Annotated in this window: 18 protein-coding genes; 16 read left to right on the top strand and 2 right to left on the bottom strand. The window is 41.3% G+C overall.

What is annotated here, in order from left to right; all coding sequences use genetic code 11:
- Window positions 1-23 precede the first annotated feature (23 nt).
- From T543_RS16400 to hslO, 3 genes are all read left to right on the top strand, one after another.
- The gene (locus T543_RS16400) at window positions 24-887 is read left to right on the top strand and encodes a beta-galactosidase (protein WP_304412757.1); all 864 of its coding nucleotides are present in this window, start codon (window positions 24-26) and stop codon (window positions 885-887) included.
- 179 nt (window positions 888-1,066) lie between these two features.
- Window positions 1,067-2,050, top strand: coding sequence for a phosphate acetyltransferase (pta, locus tag T543_RS06945; protein WP_035767154.1), 984 nt, complete (start codon window positions 1,067-1,069; stop codon window positions 2,048-2,050).
- A gap of 82 nt (window positions 2,051-2,132) precedes the next feature.
- On the top strand, window positions 2,133-3,017 hold the full coding sequence (hslO, locus tag T543_RS06940) for an Hsp33 family molecular chaperone HslO (protein ID WP_035767152.1): 885 nt from the start codon (window positions 2,133-2,135) through the stop codon (window positions 3,015-3,017).
- Between the two features lie 12 nt (window positions 3,018-3,029).
- Here the strand turns inward: hslO and T543_RS06935 are convergent, their stop codons facing one another.
- Window positions 3,030-3,998, bottom strand: a complete 969-nt coding sequence (locus tag T543_RS06935; protein WP_035767151.1) for a biotin--[acetyl-CoA-carboxylase] ligase — start codon at window positions 3,996-3,998, stop codon at window positions 3,030-3,032.
- Between the two features lie 26 nt (window positions 3,999-4,024).
- The gene (locus tag T543_RS06930) at window positions 4,025-4,651 is read right to left on the bottom strand and encodes a biotin transporter BioY (protein ID WP_051638606.1); all 627 of its coding nucleotides are present in this window, start codon (window positions 4,649-4,651) and stop codon (window positions 4,025-4,027) included.
- A gap of 941 nt (window positions 4,652-5,592) precedes the next feature.
- Between T543_RS06930 and topA the strand changes: the two genes are divergently transcribed.
- The 13 genes from topA (at window position 5,593) to T543_RS15180 (ending at window position 19,554) form a co-directional block, all read left to right on the top strand.
- The gene (gene topA, locus T543_RS06925) at window positions 5,593-7,686 is read left to right on the top strand and encodes a type I DNA topoisomerase (RefSeq protein ID WP_035767149.1); all 2,094 of its coding nucleotides are present in this window, start codon (window positions 5,593-5,595) and stop codon (window positions 7,684-7,686) included.
- Between the two features lie 265 nt (window positions 7,687-7,951).
- Window positions 7,952-8,731: a GTP-sensing pleiotropic transcriptional regulator CodY gene (gene codY, locus T543_RS06920; protein ID WP_035767148.1), complete on the top strand. Its 780-nt coding sequence runs from the start codon at window positions 7,952-7,954 to the stop codon at window positions 8,729-8,731.
- 274 nt (window positions 8,732-9,005) lie between these two features.
- Window positions 9,006-9,401 carry a flagellar basal body rod protein FlgB gene (gene flgB / locus T543_RS06915; RefSeq protein WP_035767147.1) on the top strand — a complete coding sequence of 132 codons (396 nt, stop codon included), beginning with the start codon at window positions 9,006-9,008 and terminating at the stop codon, window positions 9,399-9,401.
- A gap of 11 nt (window positions 9,402-9,412) precedes the next feature.
- Complete coding sequence (gene flgC / locus T543_RS06910; protein ID WP_035767146.1) at window positions 9,413-9,871, top strand: flagellar basal body rod protein FlgC; 459 nt, start codon at window positions 9,413-9,415, stop codon at window positions 9,869-9,871.
- 51 nt (window positions 9,872-9,922) lie between these two features.
- Window positions 9,923-10,264: a flagellar hook-basal body complex protein FliE gene (gene fliE / locus T543_RS06905; protein WP_035767145.1), complete on the top strand. Its 342-nt coding sequence runs from the start codon at window positions 9,923-9,925 to the stop codon at window positions 10,262-10,264.
- 77 nt (window positions 10,265-10,341) lie between these two features.
- The gene (gene fliF / locus T543_RS06900; RefSeq protein ID WP_035767144.1) at window positions 10,342-11,985 is read left to right on the top strand and encodes a flagellar basal-body MS-ring/collar protein FliF; all 1,644 of its coding nucleotides are present in this window, start codon (window positions 10,342-10,344) and stop codon (window positions 11,983-11,985) included.
- A 21-nt stretch (window positions 11,986-12,006) separates the two neighbouring features.
- A complete protein-coding gene (fliG, locus tag T543_RS06895; RefSeq protein ID WP_035767140.1) occupies window positions 12,007-13,107 on the top strand; it encodes a flagellar motor switch protein FliG in 1,101 nt (366 codons plus the stop codon).
- Window positions 13,091-14,269, top strand: coding sequence for a FliH/SctL family protein (locus tag T543_RS06890; RefSeq protein ID WP_081829982.1), 1,179 nt, complete (start codon window positions 13,091-13,093; stop codon window positions 14,267-14,269). Before fliG ends, T543_RS06890 begins: the two co-directional genes overlap by 17 nt.
- Window positions 14,269-15,627: a flagellar protein export ATPase FliI gene (fliI, locus tag T543_RS06885; RefSeq protein ID WP_035767135.1), complete on the top strand. Its 1,359-nt coding sequence runs from the start codon at window positions 14,269-14,271 to the stop codon at window positions 15,625-15,627. Before T543_RS06890 ends, fliI begins: the two co-directional genes overlap by 1 nt.
- Window positions 15,628-15,644: 17 nt before the next feature.
- Window positions 15,645-16,103: a flagellar export protein FliJ gene (fliJ, locus tag T543_RS06880; RefSeq protein ID WP_035767133.1), complete on the top strand. Its 459-nt coding sequence runs from the start codon at window positions 15,645-15,647 to the stop codon at window positions 16,101-16,103.
- Window positions 16,103-17,074: a MotE family protein gene (locus T543_RS06875; RefSeq protein ID WP_051638605.1), complete on the top strand. Its 972-nt coding sequence runs from the start codon at window positions 16,103-16,105 to the stop codon at window positions 17,072-17,074. The genes fliJ and T543_RS06875 overlap by 1 nt, the downstream gene beginning before the upstream one ends.
- Window positions 17,075-17,235: 161 nt before the next feature.
- Window positions 17,236-18,813 (top strand): flagellar hook-length control protein FliK, encoded by a 1,578-nt coding sequence (locus tag T543_RS06870; RefSeq protein WP_035767132.1) that lies wholly within the window; start codon window positions 17,236-17,238, stop codon window positions 18,811-18,813.
- 24 nt (window positions 18,814-18,837) lie between these two features.
- Window positions 18,838-19,554, top strand: a complete 717-nt coding sequence (locus tag T543_RS15180; RefSeq protein ID WP_051638604.1) for a flagellar hook capping FlgD N-terminal domain-containing protein — start codon at window positions 18,838-18,840, stop codon at window positions 19,552-19,554.
- Window positions 19,555-19,634: the final 80 nt, after the last annotated feature.

The raw sequence follows: 19,634 nt of genomic DNA, 5'->3' as shown, positions 1-19,634 counted from the left end.
TTAAGAAGATAGGCTCTAAGATAATGCACCTTAAAAAGAACAATAAGGTGGCAATTTATGTGAGCCAAAGATCCCTTACCGCTCTTGATGTTTTTCCTATCGATGAGACTTTTAATGTTAAGTATAATGACGTTCTCATGGATATTTATGAAGCGCTTTACCGTCTTAATGTTGAATGTGATTTTATCTGGCCTCAGAATATCGGGGACTTAAACAAATATGAGCTTGTGTTTACACCCGCTATGTATGCGGCTTCGCAAGAGGAAATCGATGCTCTGAAAAAATATGTGGAAGATGGAGGAAATCTGTTTACTACATTTAAGAGCGCTTTTGCAAACGAACATACAAAAGTATGGCATGACGAGACTCCTCACGGACTCTCAAAAGTGTTTGGCATAAGCTACAGTGAATTTATGTGGCCTGGTGATGTCAGACTGATTTACAAGGGGAAAGAAAATGATACTGACCTTTATAAGGTAAGAGATTTTATGGAGCTCCTTAATATTGAAGATGGGGCATCGCCTGAAGTTTTGGCTTATTATTCTCATCCCGGATTAGAAAAAACCGCGGCAATAACAAGAAATACTTTCGGAAAGGGAAGTGCAGTGTATATGGGATGCCGCCCCTCAAAGGAGATGCTGTCTTTGATCCTTGAGGATGTTTTGATAGATCTTGGGTTACTTACCTGTGAAAACAGATTCCCTGTTATTCAAAGGAGTGGCATTAATTCTGAGGGTAAAAAGGTTGATTTCTATTTCAACTTTTCTCAAAAAGAAGTTACTGCTAAAAATGTAAATGAAGGAGAAGACATCCTTACGGGAGAAAAATGTGCAAAAGGCGGTAATATTACTGTCAAGCCTTGGGGTGTTGTTATAGTGACTGAATGAAAGATTTTCAAAAGATTGATATTTTTTTATCTATTCTTGAGTAAAAAACTGGATGGAGTTATAATCGTTTCGCACAAAATATTAATAATGTTGTCAGCATAATATTTTCTTTGCAGCTTTTGCTGTAATAAGTCTTATATTTTCGCAGATTATAAATAATCATCAGGAGGAATAGAACAATGTACGGTTTTGGCGATATGATAGCTAAACTTAAAGCAAATCCTAAGACAATAGTATTTACAGAGGGAGAAGATGAGAGAATACTTGAGGCTGCTTCAAGACTTCTTGCAAGCAACTTCTTAAAGCCTATTCTTTTAGGTAATCCCGATGTTATCAATAAAACAGCAGAAGAGGCAGGATACAACATAAGAGGCGCAAACATAATAGATCCTGCAAATTATCCTGATTTTGAGGAAATGGTCGCAGAATTTGTGGAACTTCGCAAGAGCAAGGGCATGACACCTGAAAAGGCAAGGGAGATTCTTTCTCAGTCCAATTATTTTGGCACGATGCTTGTTAAGATGAAGAAGGCTGACTGTCTTCTTGGTGGTGCAACATATTCAACAGCTGATACGGTTCGCCCTGCACTTCAGATCATCAAGACAAAGCCCGGAAGCACAATCGTTTCCTCATGCTTTATTCTGGTTCGCCCTTCAGCTACAGGGGACAACGAAGTGATCGCAATGGGTGACTGTGCGATCAACATGGATCCCAATGAGGATGAGCTTGTAGAGATCTGTAAGGAAACAGTAGACTGCGCTAAGGCATTTGGCGTAGACCCCAAGGTTGCATTCCTTTCATTCTCGACAAAGGGATCAGCTAAGAGCCCTTCAGTAACAAAGATGCAGAATGCTACAAGAAAGGCTCAGGAGAAATTCCCTGAGATCCCGATCGATGGTGAGCTTCAGTTTGATGCTGCTGTATCACCCAGAGTTGCCAGAAACAAGACGCCCAACTCTCCCGTGGCAGGACATGCAAACACATTTATCTTCCCTAACATTGATGCAGGTAACCTTGGTTACAAGATTGCACAGCGTATGGGCAATTTCGAAGCATACGGACCGATCCTTCTTGGACTTAATGCACAGATAAATGACCTGTCAAGAGGCTGCAATGCCATGGAAGTATATTCAATGGCGATTATCACAGCATCTCTTGCATAATTAACTGATAAGCTGGCCGGCTTATACCAATATCGTATAAGCCGGTTTTTTCTTTTTTTTATTTTTTATTTAGAGGATGCCTATGGAAAACAGAGATTACATGGTAAGAGCTACTGCGGCTGATGCACAGATAAGAGCATTTGCTGTAAACAGCACAAATCTTACGGAAGAAGCAAGAAAAATACATTCACTAAGCCCTATCTGCGCGGCTGCTCTCGGAAGACTTATGAGCGGCGCTCTGATGATGGGAGATATGCTTAAGGGTGACAAAGATGCCCTTACAATAACTATAGAAGGAGATGGCCCAATAAGAGGACTTCTTGTAACTGTTAACAACAAGGGTGAAGTAAAGGGCTATGTAAAAAATAATGCTGTTGTACTTCCAAATAATGCAGAGGGACATTTAAATGTTGGCGGCGCAGTTGGAAACGGAACACTAACTGTAACAAGAGATCTTGGCCTTAAAGAACCCTATGTTGGAACAATACTTCTTCACTCCGGAGAAATAGCAGATGATCTTACTTACTATTTTGCAGAATCAGAACAGATACCTTCATCAGTAGGACTCGGGGTTCTTGTAAACAAGGATTTTAGTGTTATGGAGTCGGGCGGCTTTATAGTTCAGCTTATGCCCGGGGCATCAGAGGAAGCTATTTCAAAGCTTGAGGAAAATATCAAAAATATGCCCTCTGTTACAGATATTTTACGAGAAGGTAAAACACCCGAGGAACTTCTTTCCATGGTCCTTGACGGGCTAAATATGGAGATTACGGACACAATGCCGGTTAAATACCACTGCGGCTGTGACAGAGACCGAATGGAGAGAGCGCTTATCCTACTTGGAAAGAAAGAACTTGAAAACTTTATCGCAGATAAAGAGGATATAGAACTCAAGTGCCAGTTCTGCCAGAATGCATACAAATTCAGCATTGATGACTTAAAAGAAATGCTGCCAAGAGCAAAATAAAAGAAATCCGCATCATAATTCGATGCGGATTTCTTCGTGTGTTAAGGTTTTGCTACTTCCATCGGGAAGCGATACTACAAGCTTACCCATGTCGTCTATGGAAACTGCTTTGGCAGGATAGCTATTATCTTTGTCATAGACGGTTACATCTTTTGACAGGACAAGGGATCTGTTCCTGTAGGATTTTAGGATGTCTATGTTTTTTCCTTTTAGCAGAATGTTGTTTAATATTTCTGCGATAAGGTCGTTTTTGGAAAGAGGTGCCTTTTCAGGAACAAACAGGCTTCCTGCATGGGAACGCATTTCTTTTGGAAAGGTACCTGTATCCACTGCAAAATTGATACCGATCCCTGCAACGATCCATGAAAGTTCGCCGGTATCGAGATCTCCTGCAGATTCGGTTAAGATTCCGCAGATTTTCCTGTTATCAATATATATATCATTACTCCATTTGATCATAGGCTTTTTGCCGGTGAGAGCTTCTATGGAATTGCACACACATACTGCAATATAAGCTGTTACAAGACTCGTGTTTTTAAAAGGGAGCTTGTCCGGAGTAAGTATTACGCTCATGTATATTCCTCCCTTGGGAGAGAAGAACGGGCGCTTTTTTCTTCCGCTTCCCAGCGTCTGTGACTCAGCGATTATGCAGGTTCCATGCGGCGCATCAAATGCTGCAGCGCCTTTAGCGGTTTTATTTGTTGATTCAATCTGTTTATATACATGAATCCTGTCCTGGGCGATGCCGGGCAGAAGATTATCAGATATACCCTTAAGCGTTATCAGATCCATATCACCGACTAGATGATAGCCGCGGTGCGTGGCCGCTTCAATCTGATAACCGCTGTTTCTAAGGGATTTTATAGCTTTCCATACACTGTTGCGGGAAAGCTTTAGATGATTTGCAATTTCCTCGCCGGATGAAAAGCTGTCTTTATTTTCTTCCAGATATTTTAATACCAATTCTTTGGTATCTGACATGAGCTAACCTTCCTACAATTAAAGTATTAGTTTGGAAGTACTCTGGCAAGTCTCTTTTTAAGCTCCGGAGCAATAAGTGCAACAAGTATGATCTTAAGGATGGCTGTTCCTATAAAGGGAAGAACACAGGCTGTAAATGCATACAGGAAAGTACTCTGTGTTGCAAACATGAACCAGAAAGTTCCAAACACATAGTTAATTGTAGCACCGATTACAAGACTTGCCACTAAAATAACATAATAAATGGCAAGGTTTCTGGAGCCGTCCTTTTTATGCGAAAGCTTTAATCCAAGCTCATCACCAAGTCCGGCTGTAAATGAAAGGATTGGAAATGAAATAAGGAATCCACCTGTCATACCGAGAAGTACGCCAAGACCTGATGAAAAACCTGCAAATACCGGGATTCCGATCGCACCTATAAGCAGATACAATAATGTGGCATAGGTACCTTTTTTCTTGCCAAGTACAACTCCTGCCAGCGGGATTATAAGTGTCTGAAGAGTCATTGGTACACCTGCAGGCATGGGTATTGAAATCTGAGATAATACACAGATAATAGCAGTAAATACGCCGATGTAGCACAAAGAAGCTACAGAATATGAGTGCTCCTTTCTTTCGTTTAAGTCTGTTGCAATGCTGTTTTTCTCACTCATTTTTTCCTCCTAATTGTTTATCAGAGATAAACAATTTCTATGTTTTTATATTTTTTGTCACCAATAAAATATAAAATGCGGGTGACAAACAAAGTATAGGTAAAGTTGAATGTATTGTCAACCTCAATTCAGAGGAAATAGGGTGACAATTATCTCCTAAATATTGGATTATATAAATAATGACTATACAAGATATATGATGTGAATTATATAACGATAAAGTAATAACTGCATAATGATAAAAACTGTTACTATTGGATAGAATAATCTGAAAATTGCGACATTAACGAAATATAATAATAAAATTCAAATAAAATAAATAAATAATTTAAAATGTATTGACAATTATCTCAGCAATTGATATTATCATATTACCAAATACGAATGGCTTATATTTATTAGCAAAGGCAGCGAGTGCTTTACCTGAGCAATAGATCAAAAGAGCCGTTTGAAAGCGGAATAATGATGAGATGAGGCGGCGTGTGCTTCACCGATTCGATTCAACATTATTCCAATATTTTTACAACGAATCATTTGGTACCGCACAAGATTCATGAGCGGTAGGTTGCAGAAGCCTTGATGCGCAGCATGGTTTCGCCTGGAGATTCGTTAAAATATATCACTAGAAAAGGAGTAAAAGTCCATTGGAAATTCAGAACTAGAAGACGTCGGTAAAAATGCCGGCGTCTTCTTATTTTATGATATAGGAAATTTCTCCGAAATTCCTATATCATAAAATAAGAAGACGCTGTGGATGCGCACTCGCGCGAAAGGAATATGTTGCATTCTGCAACCGCGCTCGGCGCGAGAATGTCGCGAGCGACATTCTTTTTTTAGTTGCCAATAAAAAAAATATGGTGTATATTACCAAACTATGGAGCGGAAAATTTTCTGTTTCTACTATTAATAAAAACGATAAAACTTAAAGAGGGGCAATATTGATGGCAACTACTAAGAAAAAACTACTTATAGTGGAGTCTCCGACTAAGGTTAAAGCAATCAAGAAATTTCTGGGACAGGGATATGAGGTTGCAGCCAGTAACGGACATGTAAGAGATCTCCCTAGAAGTCAGATGGGTATTGATATTAATAATGATTTCGAACCCAAGTACATTACTATCAGGGGAAAGGGTGATGTGCTTGCGGCACTTAGGAAGGCAGCAAAAAATGCCGACCATATTTATCTTGCAACTGACCCTGATCGTGAGGGTGAAGCTATTTCCTGGCATCTTATGACAGCACTTAAACTTGAGGATGCCAAGGACAGATTTTCGAGAGTTACATTTAATGAAATCACAAAAAGCGCTGTAAAAGAGGCAATGAAGCATCCCAGAGATATCGATATGAATCTTGTTGATGCTCAGCAGGCAAGACGTGTTCTTGACAGAATGGTGGGTTATGAGATCTCACCTCTTTTATGGGAGAAGATAAAGAGAGGCCTTAGCGCCGGACGTGTTCAGTCTGTTGCACTTAAGATAATCTGCGACAGAGAAAATGAGATCAACTCTTTTATTCCCAAGGAGTACTGGTCACTTGATGCAACTCTTAAGGTTAAAGGTGAAAAGAAACCTATTGTTGCGCATTACTACGGTAAGGGCGGCAAGAAGGTTGAAATAGAATCAAAAGAAGAACTTGCTAAAATCCTTGATGAATTAAAGGGAAAGAAGTTTAAGATCAGTGAGATCAAAAAAGGAGAGAGGACAAAGAAGGCTCCACTTCCCTTTACCACATCAACCCTTCAGCAGGAAGCATCTAAGTCGCTTAACTTCTCAACACAGAAGACCATGCGCACAGCTCAGCAGCTTTACGAAGGAATTGACATGGGTAAGGCAGGAACAGTAGGTCTTATCACATATCTTAGAACTGATTCCACACGTATTTCCGAAGAAGCACAGCAGGCAGCCCATGACTACATTGAGGAAGCTTTTGGAAAGGAATACCTTGCAGAGAAGCCTGCTACAGCCAAGACAAGTGCTAAGATCCAGGATGCGCACGAAGCAATCAGACCTACTGATGTAAACAATACACCTGTTGCTGTCAAGGATTTCCTTAGCCGCGACCAGTTCAGACTTTATCAGCTTATCTGGAGAAGATTCATGGCAAGCCGCATGGCAGCTGCCAAGTATGAGACAACATCCGTTAAAATAGATGCAGGTGAACACAGATTTACCGTTGCTGCATCAAGAACTGTATTTGATGGCTTCATGAATGTATATACTGATGAAGATGATCAGATTGAAAAGAATACACTTGCCAAGCGCATAGATGAAAAGTCAGAGCTTGAGCTTGTTGAGTTTGAGGAAAAGCAGCATTTCACACAGCCTTCTCCTCACTACACAGAGGCTTCACTTGTTCATGACCTTGAAGCACTCGGAATCGGAAGACCCAGTACTTATGCGCCGACTATTACAACAATTCTTGCAAGACACTATATCACTAAGGAAAATAAAAACCTGTATGTGACAGAACTTGGTGAAGCTGTTAACAAGATGATGAATGAGGCATTTCCTCAGATAGTTGATGTAAGCTTTACATCCAATATGGAGAGACTTCTTGATGGAGTTGCTGAAGGCGATGTAAAGTGGAAAACTATTGTAGAAAACTTCTATCCGGATCTTGCTGATGCGGTACTTAAAGCTCAGAAGGAACTTGCAAAGGTTGAAATCCAGGACGAAGCTACAGATGTTGTCTGCGAAAATTGTGGCAGGAACATGGTAATAAAGTATGGTCCACATGGAAAGTTCCTTGCATGTCCCGGATTCCCGGAATGCAAGAACACTAAGCCTTACTATGAGAAGACAGGAGTTATGTGCCCTAAGTGCGGCAAAGATATTGTCCTTAAGAGAACAAGAAAGGGACGTCTGTACTACGGATGTATAGGCAATCCTGATTGCGACTTTATGGTATGGCAGAAGCCTTCAAAAGAAAAGTGCCCCAGATGTGGCGGACTTATGCTTATTAAAAACAACAAGCTCGTCTGCAATGATCCTGAGTGTGGATACATTGGTGACAAACCAAAAGATAGCGAAGAATAGAATATTTCAAAAAAGAATCAGACATTATGCTCTGATTCTTTTTTTTATTGAACAGCGAAATTCCTATTCAATAAAAAACGCTCCGCTATGGATGCGACTCTTTGTTCACTACATAAATGTGAGACTTTTTTCTAATTTATTTAATTTTAATAAATAATAGAGCTATATTTCTTTGAAATGCGCAGATATGTGTGTTAAAATTTGTGTAGTTGTAGTGAAATTATGCGAATTGTGTCGCGTTTTCAGAAAAAAGGAGATTTTTACAATGAGTAGCGTACAGTTACTTGATAAAACAAGAAAAATCGGTAAACTGTTACACAACAGCAATTCCGGTAAGGTGGTTTTTAATGACATCTGTTCGGTACTGTGTGAAATTTTGAACTCCAATATGCTCGTCATAAGCCGCAAAGGTAAGGTGTTGGGCATTGGAGAGACAGCCTCTGTAGATTCACTTGGTGAGATGCTTGTTGACGATGTGGGCAGCTTTATTGATCCTATGCTCAATGAGAGACTTCTTACAGTTCTTTCAACCAAGGAGAATGTCAATCTGGAAACTCTTGGATTTGAAGACGTGGACATGAGAAAATATCAGGCTATCATTACTCCTATAGAAATCGCCGGTGAGAGACTTGGTACGCTTTTTATCTATAAGTGCAATGAGCCATATGATATTGACGATATTATTTTGTGTGAATATGGAACAACAGTGGTGGGACTTGAGATGCTCCGCGCTGTTAATGAAGAAAATGCCGAAGAAAGCAGAAAACTTGCTGTCGTTAAGTCAGCTATCAGCACACTTTCTTTTTCCGAGATGGAAGCTATCATTCATATTTTTGATGAACTTAACGGAATGGAGGGCGTTCTTGTTGCAAGTAAGATCGCAGACAGAGTCGGTATTACCAGAAGCGTAATTGTAAATGCACTAAGAAAGTTTGAAAGTGCCGGCGTAATAGAGTCAAGATCCTCCGGTATGAAGGGTACATATATAAAGGTTTTAAATGATGTTGTCTTTGATGAGATAAAGAAGCTTAAGTCACAGATGTGATAAAATGTGAATTTGCTGTGAAACATTGGCGAAATCTGTAAAACCGGTACTTTTGGTGCCGATAAAACAATTGAACAGGGACATGATGAAAGGATTTATCTGACCGGTAGATCCTTTCTTTTTATATAGAATGATTTTTACTAATACTTGTATGCGATAATTATTTAAGACACTATATGAAGTATTATTTTTGCCAAATGCCTTGTATTTTGCATAAAAACATCATAATATGTAAGTAGGGTTAAAAGGTTAGCCTGTATAAAGGGGGTATTTTATGATCAACAGCAATGCGTATGACTATATAAATGTGCTGGATAAGACAGCTGATGCATCCTGGATAAGGAATGAGGTCTTGTCCAATAATATAGCGAATGTAAACACACCCGGCTATAAGAGGCAGGACGTTGCTTTTGAGAGAGAATTGGAGAGAGCACTTGGCAATTCCAGATACATCACTATGGATTCCAAGGTGGGCAATCTTAAGATAAATAGGCTTAAGCCCAGATCTTACACAGATTATTCCAATTATTCATATAGAATGGATGGGAATAACGTAGATATAGATACCGAGAATGTTACACTTGCAGCAAACCAGCTTAAGTATCAGGGCGTTATGGAGGGAATCAACTCCGAATTCAGGAACCTGAAAAATGCCATGAGCGGACAGTAAGGAGGTAGCACATGATCAGTACAGGTAATATTTTTGACTCCTTTAACATCAATTCATCAGGAATGACGGCTGAGCGTTTTCGAATGGATATCATTTCACAGAATATCGCAAATGCCAATACGACAAGAGATGCAACAGGTGATGTGTACACTAGAAAAGTTGTAACTTTTTCCGAAAAAGGAACACAGACGCCGTTTTCAAAAATATTAAATGAGAGACTCGATCACTACTCGGGACGTGGTGTTAAGGTATCTTCAATTCAGGATGATACCTGGACAGATTACAAGATGGTCTATGATCCGTCTCACCCGGATGCCGATGAGTACGGATATGTAACATATCCAAACGTTGACATTGTCACTGAGATGACGAACCTTATTGATGCGCAGAGAGGCTACGAAGCAAATGCCACAGCTTTTGCATCAAGTAAGAATCTGATAACTCAGGGTCTTTCGATAGCTCAGCAGTAATAAAGTTTTTATATGATGGGGAAGTCCTAAGGGACTAGTGGAGGCAAAAAAATGGCAGATATAGATATCAGTCAGATCAGAAATGTACATTCGGCTGCGATAAGAAATGCGGAGAAGCTGACAAGCCGTGTTACAAGCCCAATAGGGGACAGGTTTGGTAATGATGGCTCTTTTTCCAATATTTTCAAGAAAACAGTTGAGAATATAAATACAACTAATGCTTATTTGTCAGATGCGGAGAACGAGGAGATCAAGTGGGCTCTTGGGGAAACCGATAATGCCCATGATCTTGGAATAGCCCTTCAGAAGGCGGAGACAGCGCTTCAATACACGATTGCTGTACGTGACAGGGCTCTGACTTCCTACAGGGATATTATGAACATGCAGATCTGATAGTAACGCATGTTGTTTAGTGCTTGTGCACTATTTGGTTTTTGTTAGTTTTTTAAGTTTTTTGGGAGGATGGGAGTATGCGTGAACGTCTTTTTGAGCTTAGGGACAAGATCCTTGAGTGGTTTGGCAGATTTACAAACAAACAAAAGACGCTTATGGGAGCCGGTGTTGCTGCCGTTGTTTTTGCAGCTGTAATACTTTTTACCGTATTTAACCAGCCTGTGTATGTCGAGGTGGTTACAGCGGAGACGACCAAGCAGTCAGCTGAAATAGCTGCGCTTCTTGATGAAAATGGTATTAAATACAGGCTTTCAGATGATGCACTAAGATATGAAGTTCTTGAAGAGGATAAGACGGAGGTTGCTTTCCTTCTTGCGCAGAACGACATCATGTCTGAAGCATATACGATTGACAATGTTGTGGATGGAAGTTTTTCAACCACAGAATCAGATAAACAGAAGAAATATAAGGTTTACCTGCAGGATACTCTGGCTAATGATTTTATCAAGATGTTCGATGCCATTGAGAAAGCCAAGGTTGAGCTTACGATCCCTGAAAATGATGGGACACTTCTGGCAAAGAATGAAGAAGCATCTGCAAGTATTATTTTGAAATTAAAAGATCCCGAAGCCTTTACCGAGGACAATGCAGCATACCTCGCAAAGGCTGTTTCTGTTGCTTTGGGTAATAAATCAACAGACAATATCGTTGTTATGGACAGTGCAGGCAATATGCTTTTTTCGGGCTCAGAGGAGGCGTCCACATCCGGAATTGCAAGCTCACAGCTAAATGCCAAGTCTAAAGCGGAAGCTGCCATAAGGTCGGAAATTGTTCGCGTATTAAGAGGAACACATCTTTACAGCGATATTGAAGTCGCAAGTAATCTTGTACTTGATTTTTCAAAGGTTGAATCAACAGAGCATGAGTACTATCCTCCGGAAGGTCAGACCCAGGGTGTTTTAAGCCACGAAGATACCTATTCTGCAAACAATGTCAACGGAACCAGTGGACTTCCCGGAACAGACACCAATAATGATGATGAGACATCTTATGTTTTGCAGGACAATAACAATTCTACTTCGAATATAGAAGAGGAATCCAGAGATTATCTTCCTAACGAGAAGATCACATCTATCACGGAACCAGGCGGAGCTGTTGATTATGAGAAATCATCCATATCAGTAACAGCTACTTCTTATATCGTCTACAATGAGGATGATTATGTTCCAGAAGAACATGATGGTATGAGCTGGGAGGATTTTAAAAAGAATACCGGTGTTACTCAGGCAGAGGTTACCGAGGACACAATAAATATAGTTGCTAAGGCAAGTGGAATTGAGGCTGCAAACATTTCCATGACAGCATATAATCAGCCTGAATTCTTCGATTCAGAAGGAAAGGGGTTGACGTTTACGGATATTTTGCAGATCATTCTCATTCTCCTTATTCTTGGGCTTCTTGGATTTGTTATCTGGAGAAGTATCAGAACCCGCAGAGAGGAGATTGAAGAAGAGGAAACAGAGGAAGATATTCTTCCCGAGGAGTTGTCGGTTGAGGAGCTTCTTGAGTCCCAACCTGATGAAATCGTAGAGCCGGGTCTTGAGGATATATCTCTTGATGAAGGTAGTGAGACAATGCATCTTATTGAGAAGTTTATTGATGAGAATCCGGAAGCGGCAGCTGTGCTTTTGAGAAACTGGCTCAATGAGGATTACGAATAATTATAGAGGGGAGTTACATAAATGGCTATTGACGGCGAAGATTTTGATGATGATTTAGATGGAGGTACCGGTGGTGGCGGAGTGTCGGCAGCGTCAGGAGCAACCTATGACCCTGCACTTACAGCTAACCTCTCAGGAACACAGAAGGCGGCAATCCTTCTTATTTCCCTTGGACCTGAGAAATCATCAGCGATTTTTAAACATTTAAAAGAAGATGAAATAGAGGAGCTGACTCTTGAGATAGCTAATACCAGAAGCGTAACACCTCAGGTAAAAGAAGCTGTCATAGAGGAGTTCTATGGAATATGCCTCGCTCAGCAGTATATTGCTGAGGGTGGTATTAACTATGCAAAGGAACTATTGGAGAAGGCCCTTGGCGAAGACAAGGCGATGGATGTTATCAGTAAGCTGACTGCATCCTTGCAGGTTAAGCCTTTCGAATTTATAAGGAAAACCGATCCTTCACAGCTTCTTACTTTCATTCAGGATGAGCACCCGCAGACTATTGCTCTTATCATGTCCTACATGTCACCTTCACAAAGTGCCATGATCCTTGGTGCGCTTCCACCTGAAAGGCAGGCGGATGTTGCAAGGAGAATTGCAACTATGGACAGAACAAGTCCTGATACTATAAAGGATGTAGAGCGAATCCTTGAATCAAAACTGTCATCTCTTGTCAACCAGGATTACACTGTTGTCGGCGGTGTAGATGCTGTTGTTGAAATACTTAATACTGTTGACAGAGCTACAGAAAAACACATCATGGAGACCTTGGAAATCGAGCAGCCTGAACTTGCTGATGAAATCCGTAAGAAGATGTTCGTATTCGAGGATATCCTTCTTTTGGACGACCGTGCTATTCAGCGTGTGCTTCGTGATGTCGATAATGCGGACCTTGGTCTTGCATGTAAGGGATCTACAGAAGCCGTACAGACTGCTATTTTCAACAACCTGTCCAAGCGTCTTGCTGCTATGATCAAGGAAGATATGGACTTCATGGGACCTGTTCGTATGAAGGATGTTGAAGAAGCTCAGCAGAAGATTGTAAATGTTATCCGTAAGCTTGAGGATTCAGGTGAAATTGTAATCTCCAGAGGCGGAGGTGATGAACTCGTTGTCTAATGGATCTAATTTATTTAAGGGCTACTTTGTTAATGTCGATGAAAACGACAAGAGGATCATTGATAATAATGAACTCTCTGAAAAAAGAATAGAGCAGCATCAGGCTGAAGAAGCCAAGCGTCTTTTAGAGGAACGAGAAGAAAACGGAGAAGGATCTTCTTATGATGGGTTTGAAGCAGGCATTGGCTATGACCAGATTGATGCTTATGACGATAACCAGAATATTATAGGTGCTCCCGGACCTGATCTGGAAGATAATAACGAGTTTAATGAGGGCTTTTCCGAGGGGCTTCCTGAAGGGTATTCTACGGATGGTGAATATCCGCAAGTTAATGAGCTTGGCCAGATTCCGGATAATATGCAGGATGGCGAAGCATTTCAACCGGGAATGGATGATCTTGACAGCGGCATGGAAGGTTTCGATAGAGGCATGGAAGGCTTTGATGATGGTATGGATGCCGGAAATGATTCGGGTTTTGAAGCCGATAGTTCCCAGGGCGGAGCAATAGATGGCTCTGAGGATGCTCCGCAGATCAACCTTGAGGAAATACAGGCTCAGATCGATGAGCAGATAAAAATGGCCGAGGAGCAGGCTCAGCAGATAATAGCTGATGCCAATGCGGAGGCGGAAAGCATCAGAAATCAGGCCGAAGAAGAGGGAAGAAATGCCGGATATGAGGCAGGACTTGCACAAGGCTCTGAAGAGGCAAGGCAAATAAAAGAAGCTGCCGAAGCTGAGATGGCTCAGGAAAAAGAAAAGATGGAGAAGGACTTTAAGCAGCTGGTAAATTCTATTGAACCTGACATGGTTGAAGCTCTGACATCCATCTATGAGCATGTTTTTAATGTGGAATTCAGAGAGAATAAGGATATTATCCTTCATCTGATAAAGACAACACTTGGTAAGATGGACAGTGGAGTTGATATCATCCTCCACATATCTTCTGATGATTACGATCTGGTAACGGATGAGAGGGCATCTCTTGAGGAGGCTATGACTTCCCCGAATGCTTCTCTTGAAATAATCGAAGATCCTCTTTTAAAAGAAAACGAGTGCATTATTGAATCCGAGGGCGGTGTATTTGATTGTTCTCTCGGAGTAGAATTATCGGAGCTTTCAAGGAAACTTAAGCTTCTTTCTTATGACAGGGTTAAGCGCTAATGGGTAATGGACTGATTGATTATTCAAAATATAAAAAGCTTTCCCATAACTCTTTTTTCAGGGTGAGGGGAAAGGTTGTAAATGTAGTAGGCCTAACAATAGAATCCGCCGGACCTCAGGCCAAGATGGGAGATATCTGCTATATCTATCCTATGAGCAAGGATGGCGAAACCACAGCCAGACCATCAGGCAAGGGAACCATGGCAGAGGTCGTTGGATTCAGGGATAACCATGTACTTCTTATGCCCTATGAGAATCTTGTCGGAATCGGCAGCGGTAGTATTGTTGAAAACACAGACGCGCCGCTTAGGGTAAATGTAGGAGAGGGACTTCTTGGCAAGACACTTGACGGACTTGGAAGAGTTGATGGCACTAACTACGGAAAAGGTGCGATTCTTGAAAACGGCGTTGCTTATTCGGTAGAAAATCAACCACCGGACCCCATGACCAGAGACCCGATATCAGATGTTTTATCTCTCGGGGTAAAGGCTGTTGACGGACTTCTTACGGTGGGAAAAGGTCAGCGTATCGGAATCTTTGCAGGCTCCGGAGTTGGAAAGTCTACTCTTATGGGTATGTTTGCAAGAAATACTGAGGCTGATATTAATGTGATTGCACTTATCGGAGAGCGTGGCAGGGAAGTTCGTGAATTTATAGAAAGAGACCTTGGAGAAGAAGGAATGGCAAGGTCTATTGTTGTTGTGGCGACAAGTGATAAGCCTGCTCTTGAGAGACTTAAGGCGGCTAAAACAGCCACATCTATTGCAGAATATTTCAGGGATAAGGGAAAAGATGTGCTTCTTATGATGGATTCCCTTACCCGTTTTTCGATGGCTCAAAGAGAAATAGGGCTCGCCAGTGGAGAGCCTCCCGTTTCAAGAGGTTATCCTCCGAGCGTATATGCAGAGATGCCAAAGCTTCTTGAGAGAGCAGGCAGATCAAGGAAAGGCTCCATAACAGGACTATATACGGTGCTTGTTGACGGTGATGATTTCAACGAGCCTATAACTGATACGGCCAGAGGTATATTGGACGGGCACATAGTTCTCGACAGAAAACTAGCGCAGAAAAATCACTATCCTGCTATTGATGTTCTTGCGAGTATTTCAAGATGTATGAGCGCTATTGCACCGACCGAGCAAAAGAGAGCTGCGGGAAAATTAAAAAACGTACTTGCTACCTATAAAGATGCAGAGGATCTTATAAATATCGGTGCCTACAAGGCAGGTGCCAATAAAAACATTGATTATGCGGTATCTAAAATTGATGCGGTAAATAACTTCCTTATGCAGGAAACGGATGAAAAATTCACCTATGAGGAAGTGGTTGCTCAGCTTGAGAAACTTTTTGCAAACTGATTTTCAGGGTATAAAGCATGGCAAGATTTAATTACAAGCTTCAGGGTGTTCTTAATCTGCGAATGCAGCAGGAAGAGCAGGTCAAGATGGAGTTTGCTGTTGCAAATAAGAATCTGAACGACCAGATTGACATCCTTGAAGAATTAAAGAGAAGAAAAGAAGAATACATTCAGGAAGGCTATGCCTTAAGAAATGAAAACAGGATGAATGTCCGTGAGATTGTTGATAACAACTATGCTGAGAAGCAAATGGATGTCATGATACAAGACCAGCAGGTAGTTGTTGAAAGCTATAGGGCAAAGTATGAAGTTGCCAGAATTAAGCTGACCAAAGCTATCCAGGAGAGGAAGATGCAGGAGAAGCTTCGCGAGAAAGCGTTTGCTATTTTCATTGAAGAAGAGAAAGAGGCCGAAGCGAAGGAAACGGACGAGAGAAGTAGTTTTGTATACACTAAGAGGGCAAGAGAGGGAGAGTAATGGCAGAAAAAAAAGAGAATGAAGCTTCTGTATTGCCAAAAGTGGAAAGTGAAGAAAAAGCGGCAAGAAGAAAGCTTAAGGAAGACAGAAAAGCTCTCAGGAAAGAACTAAAGGAACAGAGAAAGGCTGCAAAACAAAGAGAAGCTGAGCTGGCTGAAAGAACGGCAGAGCTTAACGGCGATGACGGCGGCGGAGTGGCGACTCTTGTTCTTACGCTGTTTATAATAATAATCTGGCTCATCATCATGCTTTTGCTTATAAAGCTCGATGTAGGCGGATTTGGATCAAATATTTTAGCTCCTATAATAGGCGATGTTCCGGGACTTAACAGGATACTTCCGGAGGGAAGCTATACGGCAACTCAGAACACAAAAACAGACGAGACGCAGGATGCGGGTTATGACGAGGAACTTGTCAGCAGCCTGGATGAAGCTAATCTCTATATAAAGAGACTTGAAAATGAGCTCCGCAAGGAGATGGAGGAAAATGCAGATCTCCAGGAACAGGTCGAAAAACTCCAGAATGAAGTTACAAGGCTTGAACCATTTGAACAGGAACAGGCACAGTTTGAACAGGAAAAAGAAGACTTTTATAAAAATGTAGTATATGCGGACAATGCTCCGGATCCTGCTACATATCAGCAGTATTACGAGATGATAGAACCTGATGTGGCTGCGCAGATTTATGCTCAGATCCTTCAGGATCAGTCTGATGATGCAGAACTTGATGACTATGTTAAGGCATATTCATCTATGAAGGCTAAGGAAGCGGCATCGATTTTTGATGAGATGGTTAAAAACGATAATAACGGTGACTCGGTAAGACTTGTATCCAAGATACTTGGAAAAATGAGTGCGGAAAACAGAGGCGCGATCCTTGATAAGATGACTGAGGAATATTCATCCAAGGTTACGGAATACATGGAGCCTTCAACTCATACAGCGACAGTTTCCGGACTTACAGGCAACTAATATAGGAAGACAACGACCTATCATCAGATGAAAAAGAATTAATATATTTTTAATAAAGTTCGGCCGAATGGGTTAAGTTTTTATCCATGCGGCCGATATATTTTTTGAAGTAGTATGCGGTCATACTATATCCATTTTTGAGGAAAGGAGGACATCACCCTATGATAAGCAATGTGAATATGGGCGTTTTAGGCGCGGCTATGCAGGGTAAGGTGCAGGCAAAGCAGGCTGCTGCGAGTAAACAAGGCAGCGATGATTTTCAGAAAACGCTGCTTAACGTAAGTGCTCAGAACATGGCACAGGGAGTAACAGGGCAGGTTGCTTCCAACCTGGTTTCAACGGTCAGTAGAGATAATGTAAACAAAGTCTCTGCAGATGACACAAAAACAGTGGATACTGCAAACAAAGCACAGACAGCCACAGAAACTGCAAATACCAAAAGCACAACTGAAACCAAAAACGAACCTGAAAAGGAAAGTGTAAGTGCAAGCCAAAACACCACTCAGACAGAAGAAAGTGCTGGGGTAGAGGAAACGGCAGTCCCTGAAAAAGCAGTAGCCAGTGACCAAAATCCGGGTGAAGAAGTCGCTGAAGTTGCAGATGATGCACTTGGCACAGCACTTCTTGAAGAGAGCAGAAGGCTCATGGAAATGCTTTCCGAGCAGCTTGATATCAGTATAGAAGATATCGAAAAAGCGATGGCTACACTTGGACTTACTCAGGCACAGATACTTGAACCTGCTAATCTTACAATGATCACTGCTGAGCTTACAGGAGCTCAGGACATGATGGCAATAGTGACAAATGCCGATCTGTACATGAGTGTTCAGGATATGCAGGATGCAGTAACGACAGCTAAGCAGGACCTTATGGAACAGTTTTCTCTAAGTGAAGAGGAATTTGGTGAAGAGCTTGCAAAGTTTGGAGAAAATCTTCAGATGGCAGAAGGTGACAAGGCTGGCGAGGAATTCCAAGGCGAAACACCAAATGCTATGTTTGAAGTCAAAACTCCCGTAGACCTTGCATTGGCAGGCAAGATCGAGACTAATGTAGAAGAAACTGTAATCGAAGCAGAACCGGAAGTAGAGATAAGTGTTGAAGAGGCTGTAATTAGTTCTGCTGAGACCGGAAGCAGTCACTCTGATACAGAGAGTGAAAACAATGAAAATGCAGACGGTTCATTATTTAACCAGATCGCAAATCAGATTTCTTCATCTCTTTCTGAAGTGTCACAGGCAGCTGAAAATGTTCAGTCTTATGTCAGAGAGGATGCAGCAAAGATAATGGAGCAGATAACTGAGTTTATCAAGATAAACGTAAGAGAAGAAGCAACCACAATGGAACTTCAGCTCCATCCGGCAAGTCTTGGTACGGTCAATGTAATGATCGAGCAGGCAAAACAGGGAAACATGATAGCTAAGTTCATCACGCAGAATGAAGATGTAAGAGCGATCATAGAAAGCCAGCTGCAGCAGCTTCAGGAGAAGTTTAATGAGCAGGGCGTAAAGGTTACAGAGGTACAGGTTACAGTTAATGCCGGTGGTTTTGATCAGACACTTAATGATTCCCAGAGCCAGAAAGATGACGATCAGGATGCCCAGCAGTCCATCAGAAAGCCTATGAGAAGAATAAACCTCGGAGATTTATCTTTGGATGCTATGGAAGATATAGACGAAGGCGATCTTCTTACCGCTGAGATGATGGCAATCAACGGCAATTTAGTTGATTTTTCAGCTTAATTAAGTGCTAACGGAGGAATAAGTATGAGTGTTAATGCAGTAGTTCAGGACGGAAAAATCCTGGATACAAATAATAAGAAAAACGATATTACTACCTCATCAAATAACGGCTACGACAAGGATGCTTTTATGAATATCCTGTGCGCACAGATGAAGTATCAGGATCCTTTGGAACCTACATCAAACACTGAATATATCAATCAGTACGCTACCTTTACACAGGTTGAACAGCTATCGAATATGGCAGAGGCATTCTCGATGTCGAGAGCATCTGAACTGGTTGGAAAGACTGTTATTGTAACAGATGAAAACGGAACCAAGGTACAGGGCAAAGTTGATTATGTGACCTACTCTTCAGGAGAGGCATATCTTAACATCGACGGAAAAGATTACAAGATGGATGATGTGTCAAGTGTTGCCGATTCCGAATTTGTTGAGATCCATAATCAGGTAGACGATCTCCTTACACTTATGGATAAGTTCCCGGATTACAATAACTTGAACTTTACAGATGCACAGGCAATTTACAAGGCATACGATTTCTACCAGAATATGTCGCCTAAGGCAGTTGAACTCCTTGATAAGAAGGACATCGACAAATTAAATAAATACTACAAGAGAGTTGTTGAACTCGTACAGGAAGCAGAGAATAACCAGAAGGAAGCTGATGCCAAAAAGGCACAGGAAGCATCTTCCAAGGACAATACCGAGGCAGGTTCCGATAGCAAAAGTGAGGCATGAGTCATAACAGATACATTTTAAAAAAAATTTGAAAAATTGTTCAAGATTTTGATGTACTTGCCGAAATATAAATCGGAACA

Origin of the sequence: Butyrivibrio sp. NC2002 (assembly GCF_000702265.1) — a bacterium.
Lineage (GTDB): Bacteria > Bacillota > Clostridia > Lachnospirales > Lachnospiraceae > Butyrivibrio.
Note: the sequence above shows the minus strand (reverse complement) of the source record. Positions and strands in the feature narration are given on the sequence as shown.

Bases quoted from the DNA above. Each gene is read 5' to 3' on its own strand.
- fliE (WP_035767145.1), top strand. From the start codon at position 9,923: ATGGCAGATATAGATATCAGTCAGATCAGAAATGTACATTCGGCTGCG.
- topA (WP_035767149.1), top strand. From the start codon at position 5,593: ATGGCAACTACTAAGAAAAAACTACTTATAGTGGAGTCTCCGACTAAG.
- T543_RS15180 (WP_051638604.1), top strand. From the start codon at position 18,838: ATGAGTGTTAATGCAGTAGTTCAGGACGGAAAAATCCTGGATACAAAT.
- T543_RS06935 (WP_035767151.1), bottom strand. From the start codon at position 3,998: ATGTCAGATACCAAAGAATTGGTATTAAAATATCTGGAAGAAAATAAA.
- fliJ (WP_035767133.1), top strand. From the start codon at position 15,645: ATGGCAAGATTTAATTACAAGCTTCAGGGTGTTCTTAATCTGCGAATG.
- flgB (WP_035767147.1), top strand. From the start codon at position 9,006: ATGATCAACAGCAATGCGTATGACTATATAAATGTGCTGGATAAGACA.
- flgC (WP_035767146.1), top strand. From the start codon at position 9,413: ATGATCAGTACAGGTAATATTTTTGACTCCTTTAACATCAATTCATCA.
- T543_RS06875 (WP_051638605.1), top strand. From the start codon at position 16,103: ATGGCAGAAAAAAAAGAGAATGAAGCTTCTGTATTGCCAAAAGTGGAA.
- fliI (WP_035767135.1), top strand. From the start codon at position 14,269: ATGGGTAATGGACTGATTGATTATTCAAAATATAAAAAGCTTTCCCAT.
- codY (WP_035767148.1), top strand. From the start codon at position 7,952: ATGAGTAGCGTACAGTTACTTGATAAAACAAGAAAAATCGGTAAACTG.
- T543_RS16400 (WP_304412757.1), top strand. From the start codon at position 24: ATGCACCTTAAAAAGAACAATAAGGTGGCAATTTATGTGAGCCAAAGA.
- T543_RS06890 (WP_081829982.1), top strand. From the start codon at position 13,091: ATGAACTCGTTGTCTAATGGATCTAATTTATTTAAGGGCTACTTTGTT.
- hslO (WP_035767152.1), top strand. From the start codon at position 2,133: ATGGAAAACAGAGATTACATGGTAAGAGCTACTGCGGCTGATGCACAG.
- fliG (WP_035767140.1), top strand. From the start codon at position 12,007: ATGGCTATTGACGGCGAAGATTTTGATGATGATTTAGATGGAGGTACC.
- pta (WP_035767154.1), top strand. From the start codon at position 1,067: ATGTACGGTTTTGGCGATATGATAGCTAAACTTAAAGCAAATCCTAAG.
- fliF (WP_035767144.1), top strand. From the start codon at position 10,342: ATGCGTGAACGTCTTTTTGAGCTTAGGGACAAGATCCTTGAGTGGTTT.
- T543_RS06870 (WP_035767132.1), top strand. From the start codon at position 17,236: ATGATAAGCAATGTGAATATGGGCGTTTTAGGCGCGGCTATGCAGGGT.
- T543_RS06930 (WP_051638606.1), bottom strand. From the start codon at position 4,651: ATGAGTGAGAAAAACAGCATTGCAACAGACTTAAACGAAAGAAAGGAG.